Genomic DNA, 17,139 nt, shown 5'->3' on the forward strand with positions numbered 1-17,139 from the left:
TGCGGCGCTCTGGGGCGCGGGTATCGGCAATACAGCCCTTGCCCGAGCGGATGGACAGGAGATCGGCCTTGGCACGGGCGGGCGGAGGGTGAAGCGATACGGGCGAGCGTTCAGAGCTGTTTGCTGAAGCATCGCCCGTGCTTGCGGCGTGGAATCCGATCAGTCGAACCGCGGGACGTAGGCATCCTCGAGCGGCGGGCCGAACGCCGTGGTCTTCTCGATCTCCAGAACGTTGGCTGGCCGTGGGAACGGCTCGGGCTCGGGTTGCCCAGGCTGCTTGTCGATACCAATGTCCTTGAAGAATATCTCCAGGCCGTTTGGCTGGATGAACCACAGCCAGTGCAGCTCGCTGTCGCTGTCGTTGATGAACATGTGCCGGCGGCCGCGGCCGACGAAGATGGTCACGCCCGGCTTGACGATATATTCCTTGCCATCGATGCGCGCCTTGCCCTCCCCGCGGATGAAATGCAGCACTTCGTCATGTATCGGGTGGTAGTGCTCCCTCACGTAGCTGGCCGGCGGCAGCGTCTGCGTGCCCAGGCTGAACGGGCTCTGAATTTCCAGCTCTTCGGGATCGATACGCACGGAAATGAAGCCATTGGCCGGCACGGGCTGCCAGTAGTCCTTTCCGTCGTCTGGCCCGAGTACCAGAATATCGCCCAGATCAGCATTGTTGCCTTTCTCGATCATCGACATCGTATTGCCCTCTAGAAAAGTGGCCTTACCGTCGAAGTGGCACCCGCAGCCGCGCCTGAAAAGGCTACTGCGTCTCTTCGACAGGATCGGCAAAGGGCCGTGAAGCGCTGCACGCCAATTGCTCGGCAGGGCTTTCACGGCCATGACGGTCAGTCAGCGAGCGGACTCGTGGTCGCTCGCTGGCGCACTTCCAGTTGCCCTTTCCAGGCGACCAGACTGACGATGAACATGGCCAACAGCGGCAGCGACATGCTGAACTGCAGGCCGATGTGATCCGACGTAGCGCCGATGATTGGCGGGCAGATCAGAAAGCCCAGATAGCCAATGGTGCCGTTCAGCGCCAGCCCCAGGCTGGGCGCCTGCGGGTACGCCTGAGCAGCCTTGCTGTAGAGAATCGGTGTCATGTTGGCCAGCCCGAGGCCGACCAGCATGAAGCCGACGATGGCAGTCAGCGGCGCAGGTGCACTGATGGCCAGGGCGAAGCCGACAACGCCCAGCAGCCCCGAACAGACCAGCACCCGGTCACGGCCATAACGGCGAATCAGCGGGTTGCCGATCAGGCGCCCGATCGCCATGGCGAAGCTGAAGCCACCGAAAGCGAATGCAGCGATACCGGTGCTGGTGCTGGCCACGTCGGTCAGGTACTTGGCGCTCCAGTTGATCATCGAGTTCTCGGTGAAAAGCGACATGACCGTCAGCATCGCGATGATCAACAGGGTGCCGTTGGGCCTGATCACCACCTTCTTCTTCTCGGCAACCGTGGCCAGAGTCGGACGCAGGTGACGCAGCGGCCTGGCACACAGCAGGGTGGTCAGCAGCATCAGCACTGCGGCCACGCCCAGATTGGTCAGCGCGCTCAGTGCATAGGCATCCAGTACCGACACCAACCCGGCGCCAGCCATGCCACCGAAACTGAACGCGGCATGGAACCAGGACATCAGTGGTTTGTTCAGCTTCTCCTCGATGATCGAGGCATGGGTATTCATCGAAATGTCGATGACGCTGTTGCACATCCCGAAGAACAGCAGAATGACGAAGAACACCTCGTAGGACGGCGATATCACCAGCAGTGGCAGAGAGATCGACAGCAATATCCCGCCGATGACTATCGACGCACGGCTGCCCAGTTTGTTGGCGACGCTGCCAGCCAGGAAGATCATCAGCATGGTACCCGCCGCGAACATGCTCAGGGCGGCCCCCAGCTGCCCATCGCTCAGACCGAGCGCCCTGCTGATGGCCGGAATGTTGGTGGCCCATATCCCCAACACCAGGCCATTGACGAAAAAGATCGATGTCGTTGCGTAACGTGAATATTTCAGATCACTGACGATGCTCATGGCTGGATCTCGCTGAACATTGGTTGCGTGACTGGGTGCTAGGTGAGCACCCAGGGTTGGCATTCCAGGCCGTAGTCAGACTAAAGCCCGTAATCGATTACAAATCAACGTATTCAAAATCGTCATGGCGCGGCCCGCGCAGTGCCCGCCCCTTCCCCATCCGGCTCCTGCGCCAAGCCGCCCGGCCATCAGAACACCAGCGCCTGTAACTGCTTGGCGACCGCCTCTTCGATGCTCAGCGCAGCCAGCCAGGATGTCTTGACGTTGTCCGGCAAGGGGTTGTTGATCAGGCGGATCGACAGTTCGCCAAAGGCGCCTCGTGCCTGAACCTCATGGACGTTCTTGTGCACGCCAGGGTCGGCGATCAACTGGACCTGAGTCAGCTCGAAACCGACGCCGGAGAGCGCCACCGCGGCGGTCACGTTGGCGTTCTTCGGGAACAGCACCGACGCCTGGGCGGCCGAACCGCGAAAGATGGTGGTCGGTTCGTCGATGCTGGCCAGGTCGAATACATCGTCGGCAGGCGTTCCGCCCCAGGCCTGAGGTGGTTTGCGACCGATGTAGATGACTTCGTCCAGCCCAGCCGCACGGGCCGAACGTATGGCATCGAGCCCGCCAATCGCCCCCGAGACCAGAATCAGGCGTGCCTTGCCGGCATTGGCAGCCTGCTCCAGATCTTCCCTGAGGGCCCTGTCGGCCAGCGCTCCGATGGAGGCGATCACCACATCGATACCCGCCCGCAGGCAGGCCGGAACGGCATCCACGACCGCGCCATGGCCAGCACACTCGATGACCAGATCGGGTTGCCAGTCGATGAGCGACCGAACGTCACTGAACAGCGTCAGGTGACGAGACTCGGTGAAAGCCTCGGGGTGCTGCATGCGATCCACGACCGCATAGGAGGCCGATGGCAGGTGCTGGGTCTGCAGGGCTTCGAGCACGCGCCTGCCGATTGCCCCCAGGCCGATGATGCCGACTCGCCTGATTGTTGGTTCACTCATGCTAAGGACTCCCAGAATTCGGCCAAGATCGCCGTGTACAGGTCAGTGCGAGTGAGCGGCGCGAAGTGGCCACCGTTGAGCGCCAGCAGCCTGGCCCTGGGGATCAGGCTGGCCAGCTCCTCGCTGTGATGGAAAGGAATGATGTAATCGTCAGGTGCACCGACTACCAGGGTGGGCGCCTGGACGGCCCCCAGTTCGTCGCGGCGGCTGTACCCCAGCAACATGTCCATGCGCGCCTGGGTCATGCCGACATCCAGAGGTGACGGTTCGTCGAAGTTCACGGCGCCGTCGATGGCGAACTGCTCGCCGTACCAGGCCGAGGGATAGCCGGCGAAGCGCGTCAGCGCGTTGTAGGCGGTACCTCCCAACCAGGCCAGCACATACTTGCGGTAGGCGAAGAAGTCCTCGAAGCGCTTGTCCGGGCGCGCCCAGCCACTGCTCAGCACCAGGCTGCGAACCCGCGGCCCATGGTCGAGTGCCAGCGCCTGGGCGACCAGCGAGCCGGTGGAGTGCCCCACCACGTGCGCCCGGTCGAGCTCCAGCTCGTCGAACACCCTGAGCGCGGCGGCGACGATACCGGGGATGTTCGGCAAGCCGTCGATCTCGCTGCCACCGACGCCGGGATGATCGAAGGTGATCACTCGCCAGGACTGGCTCAGCGCCGCCACGCTGGGCTCCCAGAAGGACGCCAGCCCACCCAGGCCGGAAATCAGCACGACAGCATCGCCCTGCCCCTTTTCCACGATGTTGATCGCTGCGCTCATGGCGCTCTACTCCCTTTCCGAGCAGCGTGAATTGCTTTGCACATCTGCATGCTCCTCATGCCTCGGCTTGCCAGCCGCAAGCCCGTAATCGTTTACAAATCCAGGCGGACAACCCGCTGGCGGATTGTCTTCGAGCGTCTCTGCTGCGGGACGGGCGTCAGCCGCTCCTGCGCCAGGTATCGCTGAGGGTGTAGCCGGTGGGGAACGGATCGCTGGGATCGAGCACGTACTGATGAAACCCCGTCAGCCAGGCCTGCCCGGAAATGGTCGGGCGGATGCACGGGCGGCCCCCGATACTCATGGTCTCGACGATCTCGCCCACGAACTCGGTACCCAGGATGGATTCGTGGACGAACTTCTCGCCCATGCCAATCTGCCCGCGGGCATGCATCACCGCCAACCGGGCGCTGGTCCCGGTACCGCAGGGTGAGCGATCCAGCCGCCCTGGAGAAACGATGACGCCATTGCGCGAACGCTTGCCCAATGGATCGTCCCGTAGCGGGCCAGCGAACAGCGTCTGGTTGATGGTGTGGATCTGGGGGTTTTCCGGATGCACCGCAGGCACCTGCTCGGCGGCAGCGGCCTTGATGACTTCACCGACACTGACCATATCGGCGGCCTCGTCCGGGGTGATGGCAAAGCCCAGGGCCTGGGCATCGGCCAGCACGTAGATCATCCCGCCGTAGGACACGTCGACCTTCAGCGAGCCAATGCCCGGTACCTCGATGAAGCGGTCCAGCGCGAAGACGAAACACGGCACGTTGGAGAACGTCACGCTGGTGCACTTGCCATTGCGGCACGCCGCTTCGACACGCACCAGCCCGCCAGGAGCCTCGAGGGTCAGGCGCGTGACCGGCTCGGCCATGGGGAGCATGCCGGTCTCGAGCAGCACGGTCACCGTACAGATCGTATTGGTGCCCGACATCGGCGGGTAGAACTCGGATTCCATGATGACGAACCCCACATCCGCCTCGGGATGCGCGGACGGCAATACCAGGTTGACGCACTGGGTGACGCTGCCGCGAGGCTCCTGCAGCAGCAGCTTGCGCAGGTCGTCACCCTGGGTCTCCAGGTACTTCATCTTGTCGAAGATGGTCTGCCCGGGGACGTCCAGTACGCCGCCGGTGATCACGTCATTGCGCTCACCAGCCGCATGGGCACTGACCACATTGATCATTCGCTTGAAGTTCATAACCAGACCTTCGTTCAGGGAGTGGTGCCTGATCCCTCGGCGCCGCAACGGCGGTGCCGAGGGTCGGCTGCATCAGCCAAGGGTATTGGGCAGAACAGGCGTGCGCGGCCCGGTCTTGATGAAGGTCGCCTTCACCTCGAGGAACTCGTGCAAGCCGTCGACACCGTTCTCACGCCCGTAGCCACTCTGCTTGAAGCCACCGAATGGCAACTGCGGTGCGCTCTCCAGGTAGGTATTCACGTATACGGTGCCGCTTTGCAGTTTCTGCGATACCGCGAGCGCCTTGTCCAGATCCTTGGTCCAGAGGCCATTACCCAGGCCATAGAGCGTATCGTTGGCCAGTTCGATGGCTTCGTCGACCGTCTTGAAACGGGTGACCGTCAATACCGGGCCGAAGATCTCCTCGCGGAAGATACGGTGCTCCGGTCGCACCTCGGTAAAGATCGTCGGCCCCACGAAGTAGCCTTTGCCCAGGCTGCCCTGAGTCAGGCGCTCACCGCCACACAGCAGCCGCGCGCCCTCCTGCCTGCCCACCTCGATATAACCCAGCACGCTGTGCAGATGCTGCTCGTGAATCAGCGCACCGATCTGGGTCTGGTCGTCCAGAGGCAGCCCCACCACGACCCGCGAGGCACGCTCCACCAGCCTGGCGACGAACTCGTCGGCCACCGATTCTTCGATCAGCAGCCGCGTTCCCGCCACGCACTCCTCGCCCTGATTGAGGATTACCCCGAACAGCACACCGTCCAGCGCGGCCTCAAGATCGGCATCGGCGAACACCACGTTGGCGGCCTTGCCACCCAGCTCCAGCGCTACCCGGGTAAGGTCGCCAGCGGCGCTGGCAGCGATCTGCTTGCCAACCCGGGTCGAACCGGTAAAGGAGATCATCGACACATCGGGGTGGCGCGTCAGGCGCTCGCCCACCACCTCGCCACGACCGGTGACGATATTGATCAGCCCGGCCGGAAAACCAGCCTCGGCCGCCAGCCGGGCGACCTCCAGTGCGCTACCGGAGGTCAACTCGGAGGGCTTGATCACTACCGGGCAACCGGCAGCCAGTGCGTAGGGCAGCTTCTGGAACAGGCACACCAGGGGGAAGTTCCACGGCACGATCAGGCCGACCACGCCCCGCGCCTCGCGGGTGACCAGGCCCAGTCTGTCGTCGCCGAGATGGGTAAAGGCCTCGCCCTTGATCTGCCACGCGAGGGACGCGGCAAACCGGGTCAGCTCGGCAGCCCACGACACCTCTCCCCTGGCATAGATGATCGGCTTGCCCACCTCTTCGGCCTCGATTTCTGCCAGGCGTTCGGCATCTCGCTCGATCAGATCGGCAAGCCGGCTCAGCAACTTCGCGCGTTCTGACCCCGGTAGCGAGGACCAGGCGCTGCTGACGTGCAGCGCCTTGGCCCGCTCGACGGCAATGTCGACATCCTGGGCACTTCCCTCGGCGAAGCGCGCCAGCAGGCCACCATGCGCCGGAGAATGGCGCTCGATGTGCTGCCGGCTGGAAGGTGCGTACTCGCGCCCATCGATCCAGTGGTCATAGGTTCTGGTGGACATGCTGTTTCTCCTGAAAAGGGTATGTATACGTTTACATTCGAGATTAAACATTGCACCGCAAGGGGCTAGCTGCAGCGGGCCATCAGTGGCTCGATGCGGCGGCTCTCGATACTGACTGCAGCCTCCAGCGTCGACAGCGGTGTCTGTGCACCAGCCGTCATCACCAGCACCTGATTGGGGTCGCTGAACTCGGTGGTCCATACGCCACAGCAGGGCTGTCCCGAGGCATCGACGCTACGGTGGATGCGGTCGATCACGGCCGATGCAGTACCCGTGGCACAGCGGTAAGAATGCACAAAGCGCGCCTTGCACAGCTCGACTTCCGAACGCGGGTTGAGCAATTGCAGGAACTGCCTGCTGACCAGAGGAGCGGCCTGCGGCAGGAACGCCTCGCGCCAGGCCTTCACCTTGCCCAGTTCGGCCCGCAACCGCGTTCGCTCATCGAATGACTGATAGCGCCACAAGTGGCTGAAGTAGATGCAATTGTCCACCTGCTCCTGCCACATACCCAGCAGCGCCCCGTAGTCATTGCCGCGAATCGGCAGGCAGCACGTCTGGAACAGTTGCCAATAGCGCTCCCAGGCCTGCTCGGTGAATTGGTACTCGCGCAGTTCATCGATCATTCCGGCATCCTCACCAGGCGGTGTAGCCGCCGTCGACGGTGAACATCGCACCGGTGGCGAAGGTGGAGTCGTTGCTGGCCAGGAACAGGATCATGTTGGCGATATCCACCGGTTCGCCCATCTTGTTGAGCGGCGAGCGAGCTTCCAGCCCCTTCTTGAAAGCCACCGGATCGGGCACCGATTCGAAGATCTTGTCGTAGTAGCTGGAGGCGATCACACCGGGTGCAACGCTGTTCACCCGCACACCCTCGAGGGCGTGATCCAGTGCCATGGCTCGCGTCAGCGCCGCCACTCCGCCCTTGGCCGCCACGTAGGCTGCACGATCCTTGATGCCGACCACCGAGATGGTCGAGGCCAGGTTCACCACAGCCCCACCACCGCGCCGAACGATCTCGGGAATCGCGTATTTGGAACAGAGGAATACGCCCTTCAGGTTGACGTCGACGACCTGATCCCAGGTCTCCTCTTCGAGGGTGACAACGCTGCCCAGCGTGCCGAAGCCGGCGTTGTTGACCAGAATGTCCAGCCCGCCGAACTTGCCGACGCTGGCAGCGACCATGGCCTCGACCTGACCGGCCACGGCCACGTCCACCTCGACGGCGAAAGCCTGGGGGCCGATGTCGGCAGCCACACGGCGGGCCAGTTCGATATTGCGGTCAGCCACCACCACCTTGGCCCCTTCGCGGGCGAAGAGTCTGGCGGTAGCCTCACCGATGCCGGCGCCAGCACCGGTGATAAGGGCGACTTTCTCGTGCAGTTTCATGATGCATTTCCTGAGTGCAAAAGGACGGCGCATGCGCCTGGGCCGCCAACCCGCCGGAGCCGGTCGGCGAGAAATCATTCCGGCACGTAGTACGGCGCGCTGGATCCAGCCAGTGGGCTGCGGCCACGAATGTCGTCGGCGATCTTCTCGGCCATCATGATGATCGGCGCGTTGAGGTTGCCGCTGACGATCTCCGGCATGATCGAAGCGTCGACCACCCGCAGGTTCTCGATGCCATGAACCCGACCACGGGCATCGACCACGCTGTTCTCGTCCACGCCCATGCGGCAGGTGCAGCACGGGTGATAGTTGGTTCCCGCCAGGCCGCGCAGGGCTTCGAGAATCTGCTCATCGGTCTGCACCGCAGGCCCGGGCGTGACCTCTTCGCCGCGGTAGGGATCCCAGGCCGGCTGCGCGACCACATTGCGAATCGCCCTCACGGCCGCGATGGCATCCTGCTGGTCCTCTGGAGTGGACAGGAAGTTGAAGACGAACCGCGGTGCGTCCCGAGGATCGGCCGACCCCAGCCAGACGCGGCCGGTGCTGGTCGGGCGCATCAGGCTGAAGAAATACTGGAAGCCGTTCTCCAGCTTCACGCTGCCGTGCTGGAACTCGCCCAGCATCGGGATGAACTCGAACTGCACGTTCGGCACCTGAATGTCATCACGGGTGCGGATGAACGCGCCTACTTCGAAGAAGTTGGTGGCTCCCAATCCCTTCTTGAAGAACCGCCACATGAAGCCCAGCTTGAGCTTGCCCAGGGCCGTCAGTTGCTTGGCAATCGAGACGTTCTGCGTGGCGCGGTATTGCACGGGCGCAGCAACGTGATCCTTCATGCCCTGCCCCACGGCCGGCAGATGCGCCACGCAGTCGATGCCGAACTCGGCCAGATGCTCTCGGTCACCGATCCCGGAGAGCATCAGCAGATGGGGCGAATGAATGGCACCTGCGCAGAGCACCACCTCCCGGCTCACGCCAATCACCTGAGGCTCGCCGTCGCGTAGCAGGTGGACGCGCATCGCCCGCGTTCCTTCGAACTCGATCCGGGTGACAAGAGCCTTGTCGCACACGTGCAGATTGCCGAGATGGCGATTAGGGTGGATATAGGCCCGGGAGGTGCTCCAGCGAATGCCCTTGTGAACGTTGCGCTGGGTGATGTGCACACCCTCCTGGCGGTAGCCGTTGTGGTCATCGGCCCGCGCATAACCGGCCTGCTCGCCCGCCTTCAGGAAGGCGCGATAGAGCGGGTTATCCGCCTTGCACGTCTCGATGTGCATCGGGCCGCCAACCCCGCGATAGTCGTTGCCGCCCTTGTCGAAGGTCTCCGCCTTGCGGAAGTACGGCAGGCATTCGGCATAACTCCAGCCGGCCAGCCCAAGGGCGCCCCAGTTATCGTAATCCCAGGGGTTGCCACGCACCCAGTTCATGCCATTGATCGATGACGAACCGCCCAGCACCCGGCCACGCGCCTCGTAGATGCTGCGATCCCCCAGCTCCTTTTCGGGCTCGGAATGGATGTACCAGTTGAAACGGTCATTCATCAGCGGAAAACCCAGCGCCGCCGGCATCTGGATATACAGGCTCCTGTCGCTCGGGCCGGCCTCCAGCATCAGTACCGAGTGCTGCCGGTCCTCGGCCAGGCGTGCGGCCAGCACACTGCCGGCAGAGCCGGAACCGATGACGATGTAGTCGTACGTACTTGCTGTAGATCGGCCGTTGATGTCACGCATGAGTCCACCCGAATTGAAAGCTGGAAAACACTGTAATCGTTTACAAACCAGAGAAGCAAAATTTGGAAACCCACACCCTACCGGGCCAAGCTCCCAATCAATCTGCGCTTCGACGTACAAGTGCCCAAGCATAAAGCGCGCCATTGCCAGCCAATTGCGTTGCCGACTCAGTGTTCATGCGGCTTGGCGTGATCGGGCGGATCAGCGTCTGGCACCGCGCAACCTGTTACCGCACCAAGCCGATGCGAAAAGCGGTAACAGTGCACTGAAAACGATTACAATCATTCACAGGCAAACCGTAGGGCTTTGGCCCATACCGCGAAGCAAGCGATTGATCGTCTCCCTGCACGCGCCTCTCTGCCCAGAGCGGGCGAGCCCCGGCGGCACGAACGCGGGCAGTTTTTTGATGCAGCACCCCATTGAATCCCGCAGAATCCTGCGCACGCAGCAACTGCACCACGACACCAGAGGAGCACGTGTGAGCATCGCCAAGAACAACCAGACCCGATGCAACGTCACGGATGTCGCCAAGGCTGCAGGCGTCTCCGTTGCCACCGTTTCGCGCAGCTTCAACCTGCCCCATCACGTACGCGACGACGTGCGGGAAAAGGTCCTGAAAGTCGCCGCCCGCATGGGCTACACGCCCAACTCGGCGGCCAAGGCGCTGCGCCTACGCAAAACCAACGTCATCGGCGCCATCATCCCCACCCTGGACCACTCGATTTACGCCACCATGGTGAAGAGCTTCCAGGACAAGCTCGCCGAGTACGGCTATGTGGTTTACGTGCTCAGTTGCGGCTTCGACTCCGGCGCCATCTACGAAAAAGTGAAGCTGCTGGTCGAGCGCGGTGCCGAAGCGCTGCTGGTGGTCGGTGACATCCGCGACCCGGCGCTGACCAAATACCTGCAGGAACACCGGATGCCGGTCATCTGCACCTACTCCTATTTCGATGACCGCGCCTTCCCCTTCATCGGCTTCGACAACTACCAGTCCACCCGGCAACTGACCGACTACCTGCTCGGCCTTGGCCATCGGCACATGGCGATGCTAACCGGCCCCATGAAAGGCAACGATCGCCAGGAGGCCCGCCAACGGGCGTTCATCGACACCCTGGCCAACCACCCGGATAGCTGCAGCCACGCCATCTACGAAAGCACCGATGGCTACACCATCGCCTTCGGCGAACAGACCCTGCGCCGTATCCGCCTCGAGCACCCCGAGATAACGGCCATCGTTTGCAACAGCGACGTGATCGCCTTCGGCGTGCTCTCGGCCTGCAAGAAGCTCGGCATCGACGTGCCACGGCAGCTCTCCGTGACCGGTTACGACAACTTGGAATTCGCCGACTACCTCGATCCGCCGCTGACCACACTGTCGATTCCAGCAACGGAGATGGGGCTGCTCAGCGCCGAAGCGCTGATCGCCAACCTGAAAAACGGCACCGAGATCAAACCGGCGCTGCTCAGCACGCAGATGATGATTCGCCAGTCCAGCGACAGGATCTGAGCGGCTACAAAGGCACTGCGGCATCGAGGGCGGTTAATAGCAGTCAAACAGCCGCCCTCACCTACCCACCATCCCGCCTGCCAGCCCTCACCGAACCGGGCGGCACACCGACCGAGCGCTTGAAGGCGCGGCTGAAAGCGGCCAGTGAGCCGTAGCCGAGTTGCTCGGCTACGGCTTCGACCGCCTGGTGGTCATGACTGAGGCTCTGCTGGGCCAGGCGCATGCGCAGGTCCGTCAGGTAGCGCAGCGGCGAAACGCCGGTCGCGCGCAGAAAGCGTTGCGCGAACACCGAGCGCGACTGCCCGGCTTCGCTGGCCAGCGAGGCCACCGTCCACGGGCGCCCCGGGTGCCTGTGCATCATCACCAGGGCCTTGCTCAGCCGTGGGTCCTGCATCGCGCCGATCCAGCCGGAGGCCACCCCACAGCCTTTGGCCACCCAGCCGCGCACGATCAGCGCCGCGATCACTTCCGCCAGGCGCGCAAGAATGCCCGCATGCCCGGCCAGCAGCACCAGGGATTCACGCTCCATGGCATCGAGTAACGGACGAATCTCCGGCGAGCTGTGCAGGATGGTGTCGACCCGCATCACCTCCGGCATGGCCTCGACCAGAGGCTGCATACCACCCAACTCCAGCGTCATGCAGCAACTGAAGATGAGCGCCGCCTGGTCAGCCTCCGTCGACTCCCAGGGCTGGTCATCGGCAGGCACAGCCGGGTCGAAGGTGCGTATATCGCGGCTCAGCGTGTCTGGCCTGGACAGCACCGCATGTTGGCCGCCACGGGGAATCAGCACCGCATCGCCGCTGTCGAGCCGGTGCAGTTCGCCAGCCGGGCTGCGCAGCCATACCGGGCCGCGACCGACGAACTGGAACTGCGCCCGCCCTACTTCGTTGCTGAAGCCGACACCCAGCGGGCGTGGCACTTCCATCCTGCGAAATTGCACACCGCACAGGCGCATGCCCAGCAGCAGTTCGCTGATCAGGTCATTGGCACTCATCGGGGCTCCTCGCAGATCAGGACGATGGATCAACAGATCCGCACTCTATGCCATAGCTCGTCCCAGGTCACCGACCTAGACTTCAATCCATCCACTTCGCCGATAATGAGTTCCCCCATGCGCCACTCCCCTTTCACCCGCACCCTGCGCGGCATCTGGCTTGCCCTGCTGCTGGCCGCCCTGTCGCCCGCCGCCATGGCGGCAGAAAAGCACTACAGCGTCACCGCCCCCGACGGCCTGAAACTCGCCGTGCAGGAGACTGGCAACCCGGACGGCCCGGCCATCGTGTTCATCCATGGCCTGCTGGGCAGCCGCCTGAACTGGGAACAGCAGACCAGCAGCCCCGACCTGCAAGGCTACCGGCTGATCACTTACGACATGCGCGGCCACGGCCTCTCGGGCAAACCCGATGATGCTGCCGCCTATGCCGACGGGCGCCGCTACGCCGATGACCTGGCCGCCGTGCTCGAGGCGACCGGCGCCAAGCGGCCGGTGCTGGTGGGCTGGTCCCTGGGCGGGCTGGTGATGTCCGACTACCTGGCCGCTTACGGCGACACGAAGATCGGCGGCGCCGTGTACGTCAACGCGGTGATCGAGCTCAACGAGAAACTGATCACCCCGCACCCCGAGGTGTATGCCAGCCTGGCCTCCGATGATCTGAAGACCCACCTCGATGCGCTTCGCACCTTTCTGCGCCTGTGCTTCCACACCCAGCCCGACGCCGCGACCATGGAGCTGCTGCTGACCAACGCCGCCATGGCGTCCTGGCCGATGACCCGCAGCATTCCCACGATGACCTCCGCCGCTACCGAAGGCCTGCCCAAGGCGAAGGTACCGCTGTTGCTGTTGTACGGCGCCAGGGACCAGCTCGTTGAAGTGCAACCGAGCATCGACCGCGCCAAGGCCCTCAACCCCAAGGCGCAATCGAAGCTCTACGCAGAATCAGGCCACGCCCCCTTCCTGGAAGAGGCCGCGCGTTTCAACCAAGACCTGGTGAACTTCGTGGAGGCAGCTGCTGCAGGCAAGCAGTGAGGAGTGGTAGCGGAGCTAACCCTGCCGCCGCTGACGCACGACCGAGTCCTCATATGCCACGACCAGTCGGCCAGCCTTGTCGATACCCGGCAGCAGCGCCAGGACCCTGGCTGGCGTTTCGTGGCTGAACTGCACGGTGTAGCCGCTGCCATCCGAGAAGGGTTGGGCTTGCGCCACCCAGGCCTCGACCAGGCTCAGGTCGAGGTCGATATCCCGAGCGATGTCGGAGAGGGGAATTGGGGGCGAAGCGAAGGCAGTCATATCGAGTTCCTTCTCGGGGTTTTCTCGAGTTTAGCCAGCACATTCCGGAACACCAGCACGAGATTCCGACAAAGTGCGTAGGGCCCGTCCGATTCTCTGACTAGATTTCAACATGAACAGCCCATGAGGGGCTGAACATAGCGAAATGGAGAATCCCTATGCGCCATCTTGCCCTTAGCCTGACTGCCGCTCTATTCCTGTCCGCCACGCTGATACCCGCCGCCGTGGCGGAAAGCCCCGCCGAGAAAAGCATCCGCGAAGACAATCGAGACCTCGACAAAGGCGTCGAACACGACGCCAAGGAACTCGAAAAAGGCGTGCACCACAGTGATGAAGAAATCGACAAAGGCATCGACCACGACAGCAAGGAACGCCACAAGGCCGATAAACACATCGACAAGGAACTGAAGAAGGATTTGTAGATGGTTGCTGGCGGGGGCCCGGCTGCGGGCTTTCGCCTCGCCTCGGCGTGATGCTGGGAGCCACTACCTGCGAAGAGTTGGCGCACATGACCTTGCCAGTAGAGCCAGAGCCAACCGCGGGGCCTCGGGGAATCAGGTGAAAAGCTACTTTTTGAGCAGCAGCCTCAGCCCGCGATAAAGCAGATAAAACAGCGAAAGCATTGCAGTGCCCAGAAACATCATCACCGCAAGCGCCTGCATATCCTTAGAGAACTGAGCCGCTGGAATATAGCAATCCGCACTGATTCTTCGGCAGCCCAAGCTGACTGCACGCAACCCGAAAGCGATGTACAGACAGAACTCGACAGCCAGCGCGACAAGAAAGCCGCCGATCACGAACAAAGCCCGCCTCACATCCGCACTCCTTAGTGAAAAATTCCCACAGCGAACGTTACAGACGCGCAAGGCACGCCTCTATGGTTGCCATCACAAAACCCGCGAGCTAGAGTGCGTCCGTCACGGTCTATCCCGTGGCCGGGTGTGACAACCTGAATGTTCGAGACGCGGTGCGTCCAAATTGCCTAGCCGGTATCCATTACCGTGCTACTGCATTTCTATGGCGGTCCGTACGGGGCAGGCTTCGGCCTGGCCGGTTCCCTCGGACGCCGGTTTGTCACCCCCGTACGGTCCGTCACCATAACCGCGTGACAACGGCGGTGGCGGCTCCTTAATAAGTTCGAGGAGCATAAGGAAAATGCGCTATCCAGCTTTTACGCCAGAGCACCACCCTGCCCGTTCGGCAGACTCCGCCACCTCCAGCCAGGAGGTGCACCATGACTAACCTGCACTGCCGTGTAATCCGCTTCCCCAAACGGCAAAGCCCTATCCCTCAAAAACCATTCCCAGCCGTCGACCTACAGGGCGAGGCAGAATTGCGTGCCAGTTTGGTATGCGACCTTTTCGACGAGGTCATCAAAAAGAAAGACGAGCCCCAGGACAGCATGCAGATACATGTGGCCGCGCTGTTTGCCAAGGATTTGGTTGAAGAGATGGTGGTGTTGTATCGAAGGGCGCTTTGTGAGGATCCGGGAGGGGAAATACATAATTAAAAGTCCAACACGGTAACTCCCGACTAACGAGAGCAATGCTCGCTGAAATCACAATGGCAAACATGCAACCTTTAACGGTACTACGATGAAAAATCTGAGCCGGTGAACCCGGCTCGGATCTTCTGAGCCCAACGAAAATAATGCAGCCGGATGCTTTCTATGACCAAGAACAGCGGTGCAGCGCCCCGGCGGCTGCTGATATTCGCTGGGTAGAAGAACGCCAAGCATCGGCGGTGCACCGCAGCGTGGCCGACAATCGCGCAGCCACGCTTAGTCCTAACTACACCACGAACTGCTGGGTCTGTTGGTGCAGACGGCTTGCCATCTGTGCCAGTTCGCGGCTGGCAACGAGACTTTGCTGGGCGCCGTTGACCACCTCGGCGATGCTGCTGTTGAGCTGATTAACGTTTTTGCTGATCTCGTTGGCGACTGAGGTCTGCTCTTCTGTTGCGGTTGATATCTGCTCGTTACCGGAAGCAATTCCCTCAACCGCGCTAGTGATGGAAATCAGGGCGTCACCCGCATCGCTGGCCCGCTGCACACAGTGCTGGACGTGTTCGCGCGACTCCTGCATTACAGCCACCGCGGCACGAGCTCCGCTTTGAAGCGCATCAATCATGCTCCTGATCGACTCGGTCGCAGTGTGGGTATTACTCGCCAAACCACGGACTTCATCCGCTACGACCGCAAAGCCGCGCCCCGCTTCGCCGGCCCGCGCAGCTTCAATCGCAGCATTGAGGGCCAGCAAGTTGGTCTGCGCCGCAATACTCTGAATCACACCCAGCACTTTGCTGATTTCACCACTTTGCGCATGCAGGCTATCGATTACCTCGCCAGCCTGAGCCACAGATACCGAGACCCCTTGTACAGACTCAACACTCGCCTGTACCAACACACCGCCTTCTTGGGCCTGTCGGTTAGCATTAGATGCGCTGTTTGCAGTAGAGAGTGCGTTACTAGCCACCTCTTGGACCGCCATGCTCATCTCATGCACAGCGGCAGCAACCATATGTGTTTGGTCTCCCTGAAGCGTTGCAGTTTGGCTGACCTGGGCGCTGATCGCGCTCATTTCCTCGGAAGCACCGGAGAGCTGTGTCGCCGTTGCAGACAGATCAAGAATCAAAGCCCGCTGATGCTCGATCAGGGAGTTGAAAGCACGGGCAGTTTCAGCCACCTCATCTCGACCAACTCCATTGGCGCGCAGGGTGAGGTTCGAAGTCTGCTGGACCGTTGTAATAACGCTGCGCAGCCCTGACAGTGGGCGAATGATGGAGAGGCTTATTAGCACCGCCGCGATCAGTAGGCCTACCAACGATGCGGCTCCGATCACCAAGAATGTTTTTACCACTGCCTGGTACTGCAAATCAGAAGCGACATAGAGCGCCTGGCCCTCACTCAGTTGCAGATCAATCAAGCTGGAAAGCTTGGCTCCTAGTGGGTCGAAGGCCTCATAAAGAGTGGTATTGAAACGCTGACTTTCCATCGTCCGTAAGGTGCCATCGTTGACGGCTCGGATGAACGCCTGAGAAACATCACGCACGTGCATCAGCGCACCATCCACCTCGCTGACCATCGTTCTCTCTCTTTCTGTCAGCTGAGTAGCCCGGTACTCCTCCCAAGCCTTGTTGCCGCGCAGCAGCGCCGTATTGAACTCCTGATTCAAGCGCACCTCGTCGGTTAAACCGGCGCGGTACTTGTGAAGGGTATCGACCATGCTGACGGCATAGCTGTCCGACACAATCTTCAGCTGGCTGATGGGCTTCATTCTGTCGAGGAAAAGGTGTCCCAAGCTATCATTTATGCGTTGTGCGTTGATCGAGGCGATAAAAATGACCGCCATGAGGACCAAAAGGGGGGCGATTACGAGCAGGGCCAAACGGATACGAATGGTCAGGTTAGCGAACATGGGGGATATCTCGAGAAGGACGGCGGCTTGCCGGAGCACCTGCTCCGGCCTGAAAGCCATAGGTCCTAAATAGAAGCTCTGCGTTTTCACGCATGAGCTAAAGAAGCGTCCTTGCACCGGATGGCGCGTGTACCACTTTTCTCTGGCGGTGTCGGCTGCGTCTTACCCGCGTCATGGATGGCACTGGTCGACTTTTGAAAAGGCACTACTGGCTATCGACCTCCGCTGTAGGAACTTGAAGAGCTGTTTCGCCAATTCCG

The 17,139-nt window shown here is 61.8% G+C and carries 17 protein-coding genes and 1 pseudogene; 4 read left to right on the forward strand and 14 right to left on the reverse strand.

Annotated features, from left to right (window positions below):
- Positions 1 to 159 precede the first annotated feature (159 nt).
- The 9 genes from ACT9T4_RS12740 to ACT9T4_RS12780 all read right to left on the reverse strand — a co-directional run bounded on the left by ACT9T4_RS12740 (position 160) and on the right by ACT9T4_RS12780 (position 9,666).
- The gene (locus ACT9T4_RS12740; protein WP_042553237.1) at positions 160 to 696 is read right to left on the reverse strand and encodes a cupin domain-containing protein; all 537 of its coding nucleotides are present in this window, start codon (positions 694 to 696) and stop codon (positions 160 to 162) included.
- 149 nt (positions 697 to 845) lie between these two features.
- Complete coding sequence (locus ACT9T4_RS12745) at positions 846 to 2,033, reverse strand: MFS transporter (RefSeq protein WP_499117280.1); 1,188 nt, start codon at positions 2,031 to 2,033, stop codon at positions 846 to 848.
- 188 nt (positions 2,034 to 2,221) lie between these two features.
- On the reverse strand, positions 2,222 to 3,034 hold the full coding sequence (locus ACT9T4_RS12750; RefSeq protein WP_179537868.1) for an aspartate dehydrogenase: 813 nt from the start codon (positions 3,032 to 3,034) through the stop codon (positions 2,222 to 2,224).
- The gene (locus ACT9T4_RS12755; protein ID WP_042553240.1) at positions 3,031 to 3,798 is read right to left on the reverse strand and encodes an alpha/beta fold hydrolase; all 768 of its coding nucleotides are present in this window, start codon (positions 3,796 to 3,798) and stop codon (positions 3,031 to 3,033) included. Before ACT9T4_RS12755 ends, ACT9T4_RS12750 begins: the two co-directional genes overlap by 4 nt.
- 157 nt (positions 3,799 to 3,955) lie before the next feature.
- Entirely contained in the window at positions 3,956 to 4,990 is a 1,035-nt protein-coding gene (locus ACT9T4_RS12760; RefSeq protein ID WP_042553241.1) for a proline racemase family protein, read from the reverse strand.
- A gap of 72 nt (positions 4,991 to 5,062) precedes the next feature.
- Positions 5,063 to 6,550 (reverse strand): aldehyde dehydrogenase family protein, encoded by a 1,488-nt coding sequence (locus ACT9T4_RS12765; RefSeq protein WP_042553242.1) that lies wholly within the window; start codon positions 6,548 to 6,550, stop codon positions 5,063 to 5,065.
- 65 nt (positions 6,551 to 6,615) lie between these two features.
- Complete coding sequence (locus ACT9T4_RS12770; protein WP_042553243.1) at positions 6,616 to 7,173, reverse strand: NIPSNAP family protein; 558 nt, start codon at positions 7,171 to 7,173, stop codon at positions 6,616 to 6,618.
- A gap of 10 nt (positions 7,174 to 7,183) precedes the next feature.
- The gene (locus ACT9T4_RS12775; RefSeq protein ID WP_179537863.1) at positions 7,184 to 7,936 is read right to left on the reverse strand and encodes an SDR family oxidoreductase; all 753 of its coding nucleotides are present in this window, start codon (positions 7,934 to 7,936) and stop codon (positions 7,184 to 7,186) included.
- A 74-nt stretch (positions 7,937 to 8,010) separates the two neighbouring features.
- Positions 8,011 to 9,666, reverse strand: coding sequence for a choline dehydrogenase (locus ACT9T4_RS12780; RefSeq protein ID WP_042552883.1), 1,656 nt, complete (start codon positions 9,664 to 9,666; stop codon positions 8,011 to 8,013).
- A gap of 478 nt (positions 9,667 to 10,144) precedes the next feature.
- On the opposite strand from ACT9T4_RS12780, the gene ACT9T4_RS12785 reads away from it, so the two are divergent.
- Positions 10,145 to 11,173 carry a LacI family DNA-binding transcriptional regulator gene (locus ACT9T4_RS12785; RefSeq protein WP_042552882.1) on the forward strand — a complete coding sequence of 343 codons (1,029 nt, stop codon included), beginning with the start codon at positions 10,145 to 10,147 and terminating at the stop codon, positions 11,171 to 11,173.
- A gap of 61 nt (positions 11,174 to 11,234) precedes the next feature.
- On the opposite strand, the gene ACT9T4_RS12790 is transcribed toward ACT9T4_RS12785, so the two are convergent.
- The gene (locus ACT9T4_RS12790) at positions 11,235 to 12,170 is read right to left on the reverse strand and encodes a cupin domain-containing protein (RefSeq protein WP_499117285.1); all 936 of its coding nucleotides are present in this window, start codon (positions 12,168 to 12,170) and stop codon (positions 11,235 to 11,237) included.
- Positions 12,171 to 12,287: 117 nt separating this feature from the next.
- Here ACT9T4_RS12790 and ACT9T4_RS12795 point away from each other — a divergent pair, with 117 nt between their 5' ends.
- Positions 12,288 to 13,202 (forward strand): alpha/beta fold hydrolase, encoded by a 915-nt coding sequence (locus ACT9T4_RS12795; RefSeq protein ID WP_499117287.1) that lies wholly within the window; start codon positions 12,288 to 12,290, stop codon positions 13,200 to 13,202.
- A 15-nt stretch (positions 13,203 to 13,217) separates the two neighbouring features.
- Here the strand turns inward: ACT9T4_RS12795 and ACT9T4_RS12800 are convergent, their stop codons facing one another.
- Positions 13,218 to 13,463 carry a hypothetical protein gene (locus ACT9T4_RS12800; RefSeq protein WP_499117289.1) on the reverse strand — a complete coding sequence of 82 codons (246 nt, stop codon included), beginning with the start codon at positions 13,461 to 13,463 and terminating at the stop codon, positions 13,218 to 13,220.
- Between the two features lie 158 nt (positions 13,464 to 13,621).
- Here ACT9T4_RS12800 and ACT9T4_RS12805 point away from each other — a divergent pair, with 158 nt between their 5' ends.
- Positions 13,622 to 13,885 carry a hypothetical protein gene (locus tag ACT9T4_RS12805; RefSeq protein ID WP_499117291.1) on the forward strand — a complete coding sequence of 88 codons (264 nt, stop codon included), beginning with the start codon at positions 13,622 to 13,624 and terminating at the stop codon, positions 13,883 to 13,885.
- A gap of 144 nt (positions 13,886 to 14,029) precedes the next feature.
- Here ACT9T4_RS12805 and ACT9T4_RS12810 read toward each other — a convergent pair whose 3' ends face one another.
- A complete protein-coding gene (locus ACT9T4_RS12810; RefSeq protein WP_499117293.1) occupies positions 14,030 to 14,278 on the reverse strand; it encodes a hypothetical protein in 249 nt (82 codons plus the stop codon).
- A 419-nt stretch (positions 14,279 to 14,697) separates the two neighbouring features.
- On the opposite strand from ACT9T4_RS12810, the gene ACT9T4_RS12815 reads away from it, so the two are divergent.
- The gene (locus ACT9T4_RS12815; RefSeq protein ID WP_042552876.1) at positions 14,698 to 14,973 is read left to right on the forward strand and encodes a hypothetical protein; all 276 of its coding nucleotides are present in this window, start codon (positions 14,698 to 14,700) and stop codon (positions 14,971 to 14,973) included.
- A 280-nt stretch (positions 14,974 to 15,253) separates the two neighbouring features.
- On the opposite strand, the gene ACT9T4_RS12820 is transcribed toward ACT9T4_RS12815, so the two are convergent.
- Together ACT9T4_RS12820 and ACT9T4_RS12825 are read right to left on the reverse strand one after the other, a co-directional pair.
- The gene (locus ACT9T4_RS12820; RefSeq protein ID WP_499117326.1) at positions 15,254 to 16,042 is read right to left on the reverse strand and encodes a methyl-accepting chemotaxis protein; all 789 of its coding nucleotides are present in this window, start codon (positions 16,040 to 16,042) and stop codon (positions 15,254 to 15,256) included.
- Positions 16,043 to 16,117: 75 nt separating this feature from the next.
- A pseudogene (locus ACT9T4_RS12825) lies at positions 16,118 to 16,939 on the reverse strand (MCP four helix bundle domain-containing protein); the annotation flags it as partial.
- Positions 16,940 to 17,139 lie beyond the last annotated feature (200 nt).

The organism is Pseudomonas sp. SZ40, assembly GCF_052958135.1.

Coding starts and splice junctions, on each gene's coding strand:
- ACT9T4_RS12775 (WP_179537863.1), bottom strand. CDS start 7,936: ATGAAACTGCACGAGAAAGTCGCCCTTATCACCGGTGCTGGCGCCGGC.
- ACT9T4_RS12805 (WP_499117291.1), top strand. CDS start 13,622: ATGCGCCATCTTGCCCTTAGCCTGACTGCCGCTCTATTCCTGTCCGCC.
- ACT9T4_RS12750 (WP_179537868.1), bottom strand. CDS start 3,034: ATGAGTGAACCAACAATCAGGCGAGTCGGCATCATCGGCCTGGGGGCA.
- ACT9T4_RS12765 (WP_042553242.1), bottom strand. CDS start 6,550: ATGTCCACCAGAACCTATGACCACTGGATCGATGGGCGCGAGTACGCA.
- ACT9T4_RS12800 (WP_499117289.1), bottom strand. CDS start 13,463: ATGACTGCCTTCGCTTCGCCCCCAATTCCCCTCTCCGACATCGCTCGG.
- ACT9T4_RS12760 (WP_042553241.1), bottom strand. CDS start 4,990: ATGAACTTCAAGCGAATGATCAATGTGGTCAGTGCCCATGCGGCTGGT.
- ACT9T4_RS12795 (WP_499117287.1), top strand. CDS start 12,288: ATGCGCCACTCCCCTTTCACCCGCACCCTGCGCGGCATCTGGCTTGCC.
- ACT9T4_RS12755 (WP_042553240.1), bottom strand. CDS start 3,798: ATGAGCGCAGCGATCAACATCGTGGAAAAGGGGCAGGGCGATGCTGTC.
- ACT9T4_RS12780 (WP_042552883.1), bottom strand. CDS start 9,666: ATGCGTGACATCAACGGCCGATCTACAGCAAGTACGTACGACTACATC.
- ACT9T4_RS12815 (WP_042552876.1), top strand. CDS start 14,698: ATGACTAACCTGCACTGCCGTGTAATCCGCTTCCCCAAACGGCAAAGC.
- ACT9T4_RS12820 (WP_499117326.1), bottom strand. CDS start 16,042: ATGAGCGCGATCAGCGCCCAGGTCAGCCAAACTGCAACGCTTCAGGGA.
- ACT9T4_RS12745 (WP_499117280.1), bottom strand. CDS start 2,033: ATGAGCATCGTCAGTGATCTGAAATATTCACGTTACGCAACGACATCG.
- ACT9T4_RS12740 (WP_042553237.1), bottom strand. CDS start 696: ATGTCGATGATCGAGAAAGGCAACAATGCTGATCTGGGCGATATTCTG.
- ACT9T4_RS12770 (WP_042553243.1), bottom strand. CDS start 7,173: ATGATCGATGAACTGCGCGAGTACCAATTCACCGAGCAGGCCTGGGAG.
- ACT9T4_RS12790 (WP_499117285.1), bottom strand. CDS start 12,170: ATGAGTGCCAATGACCTGATCAGCGAACTGCTGCTGGGCATGCGCCTG.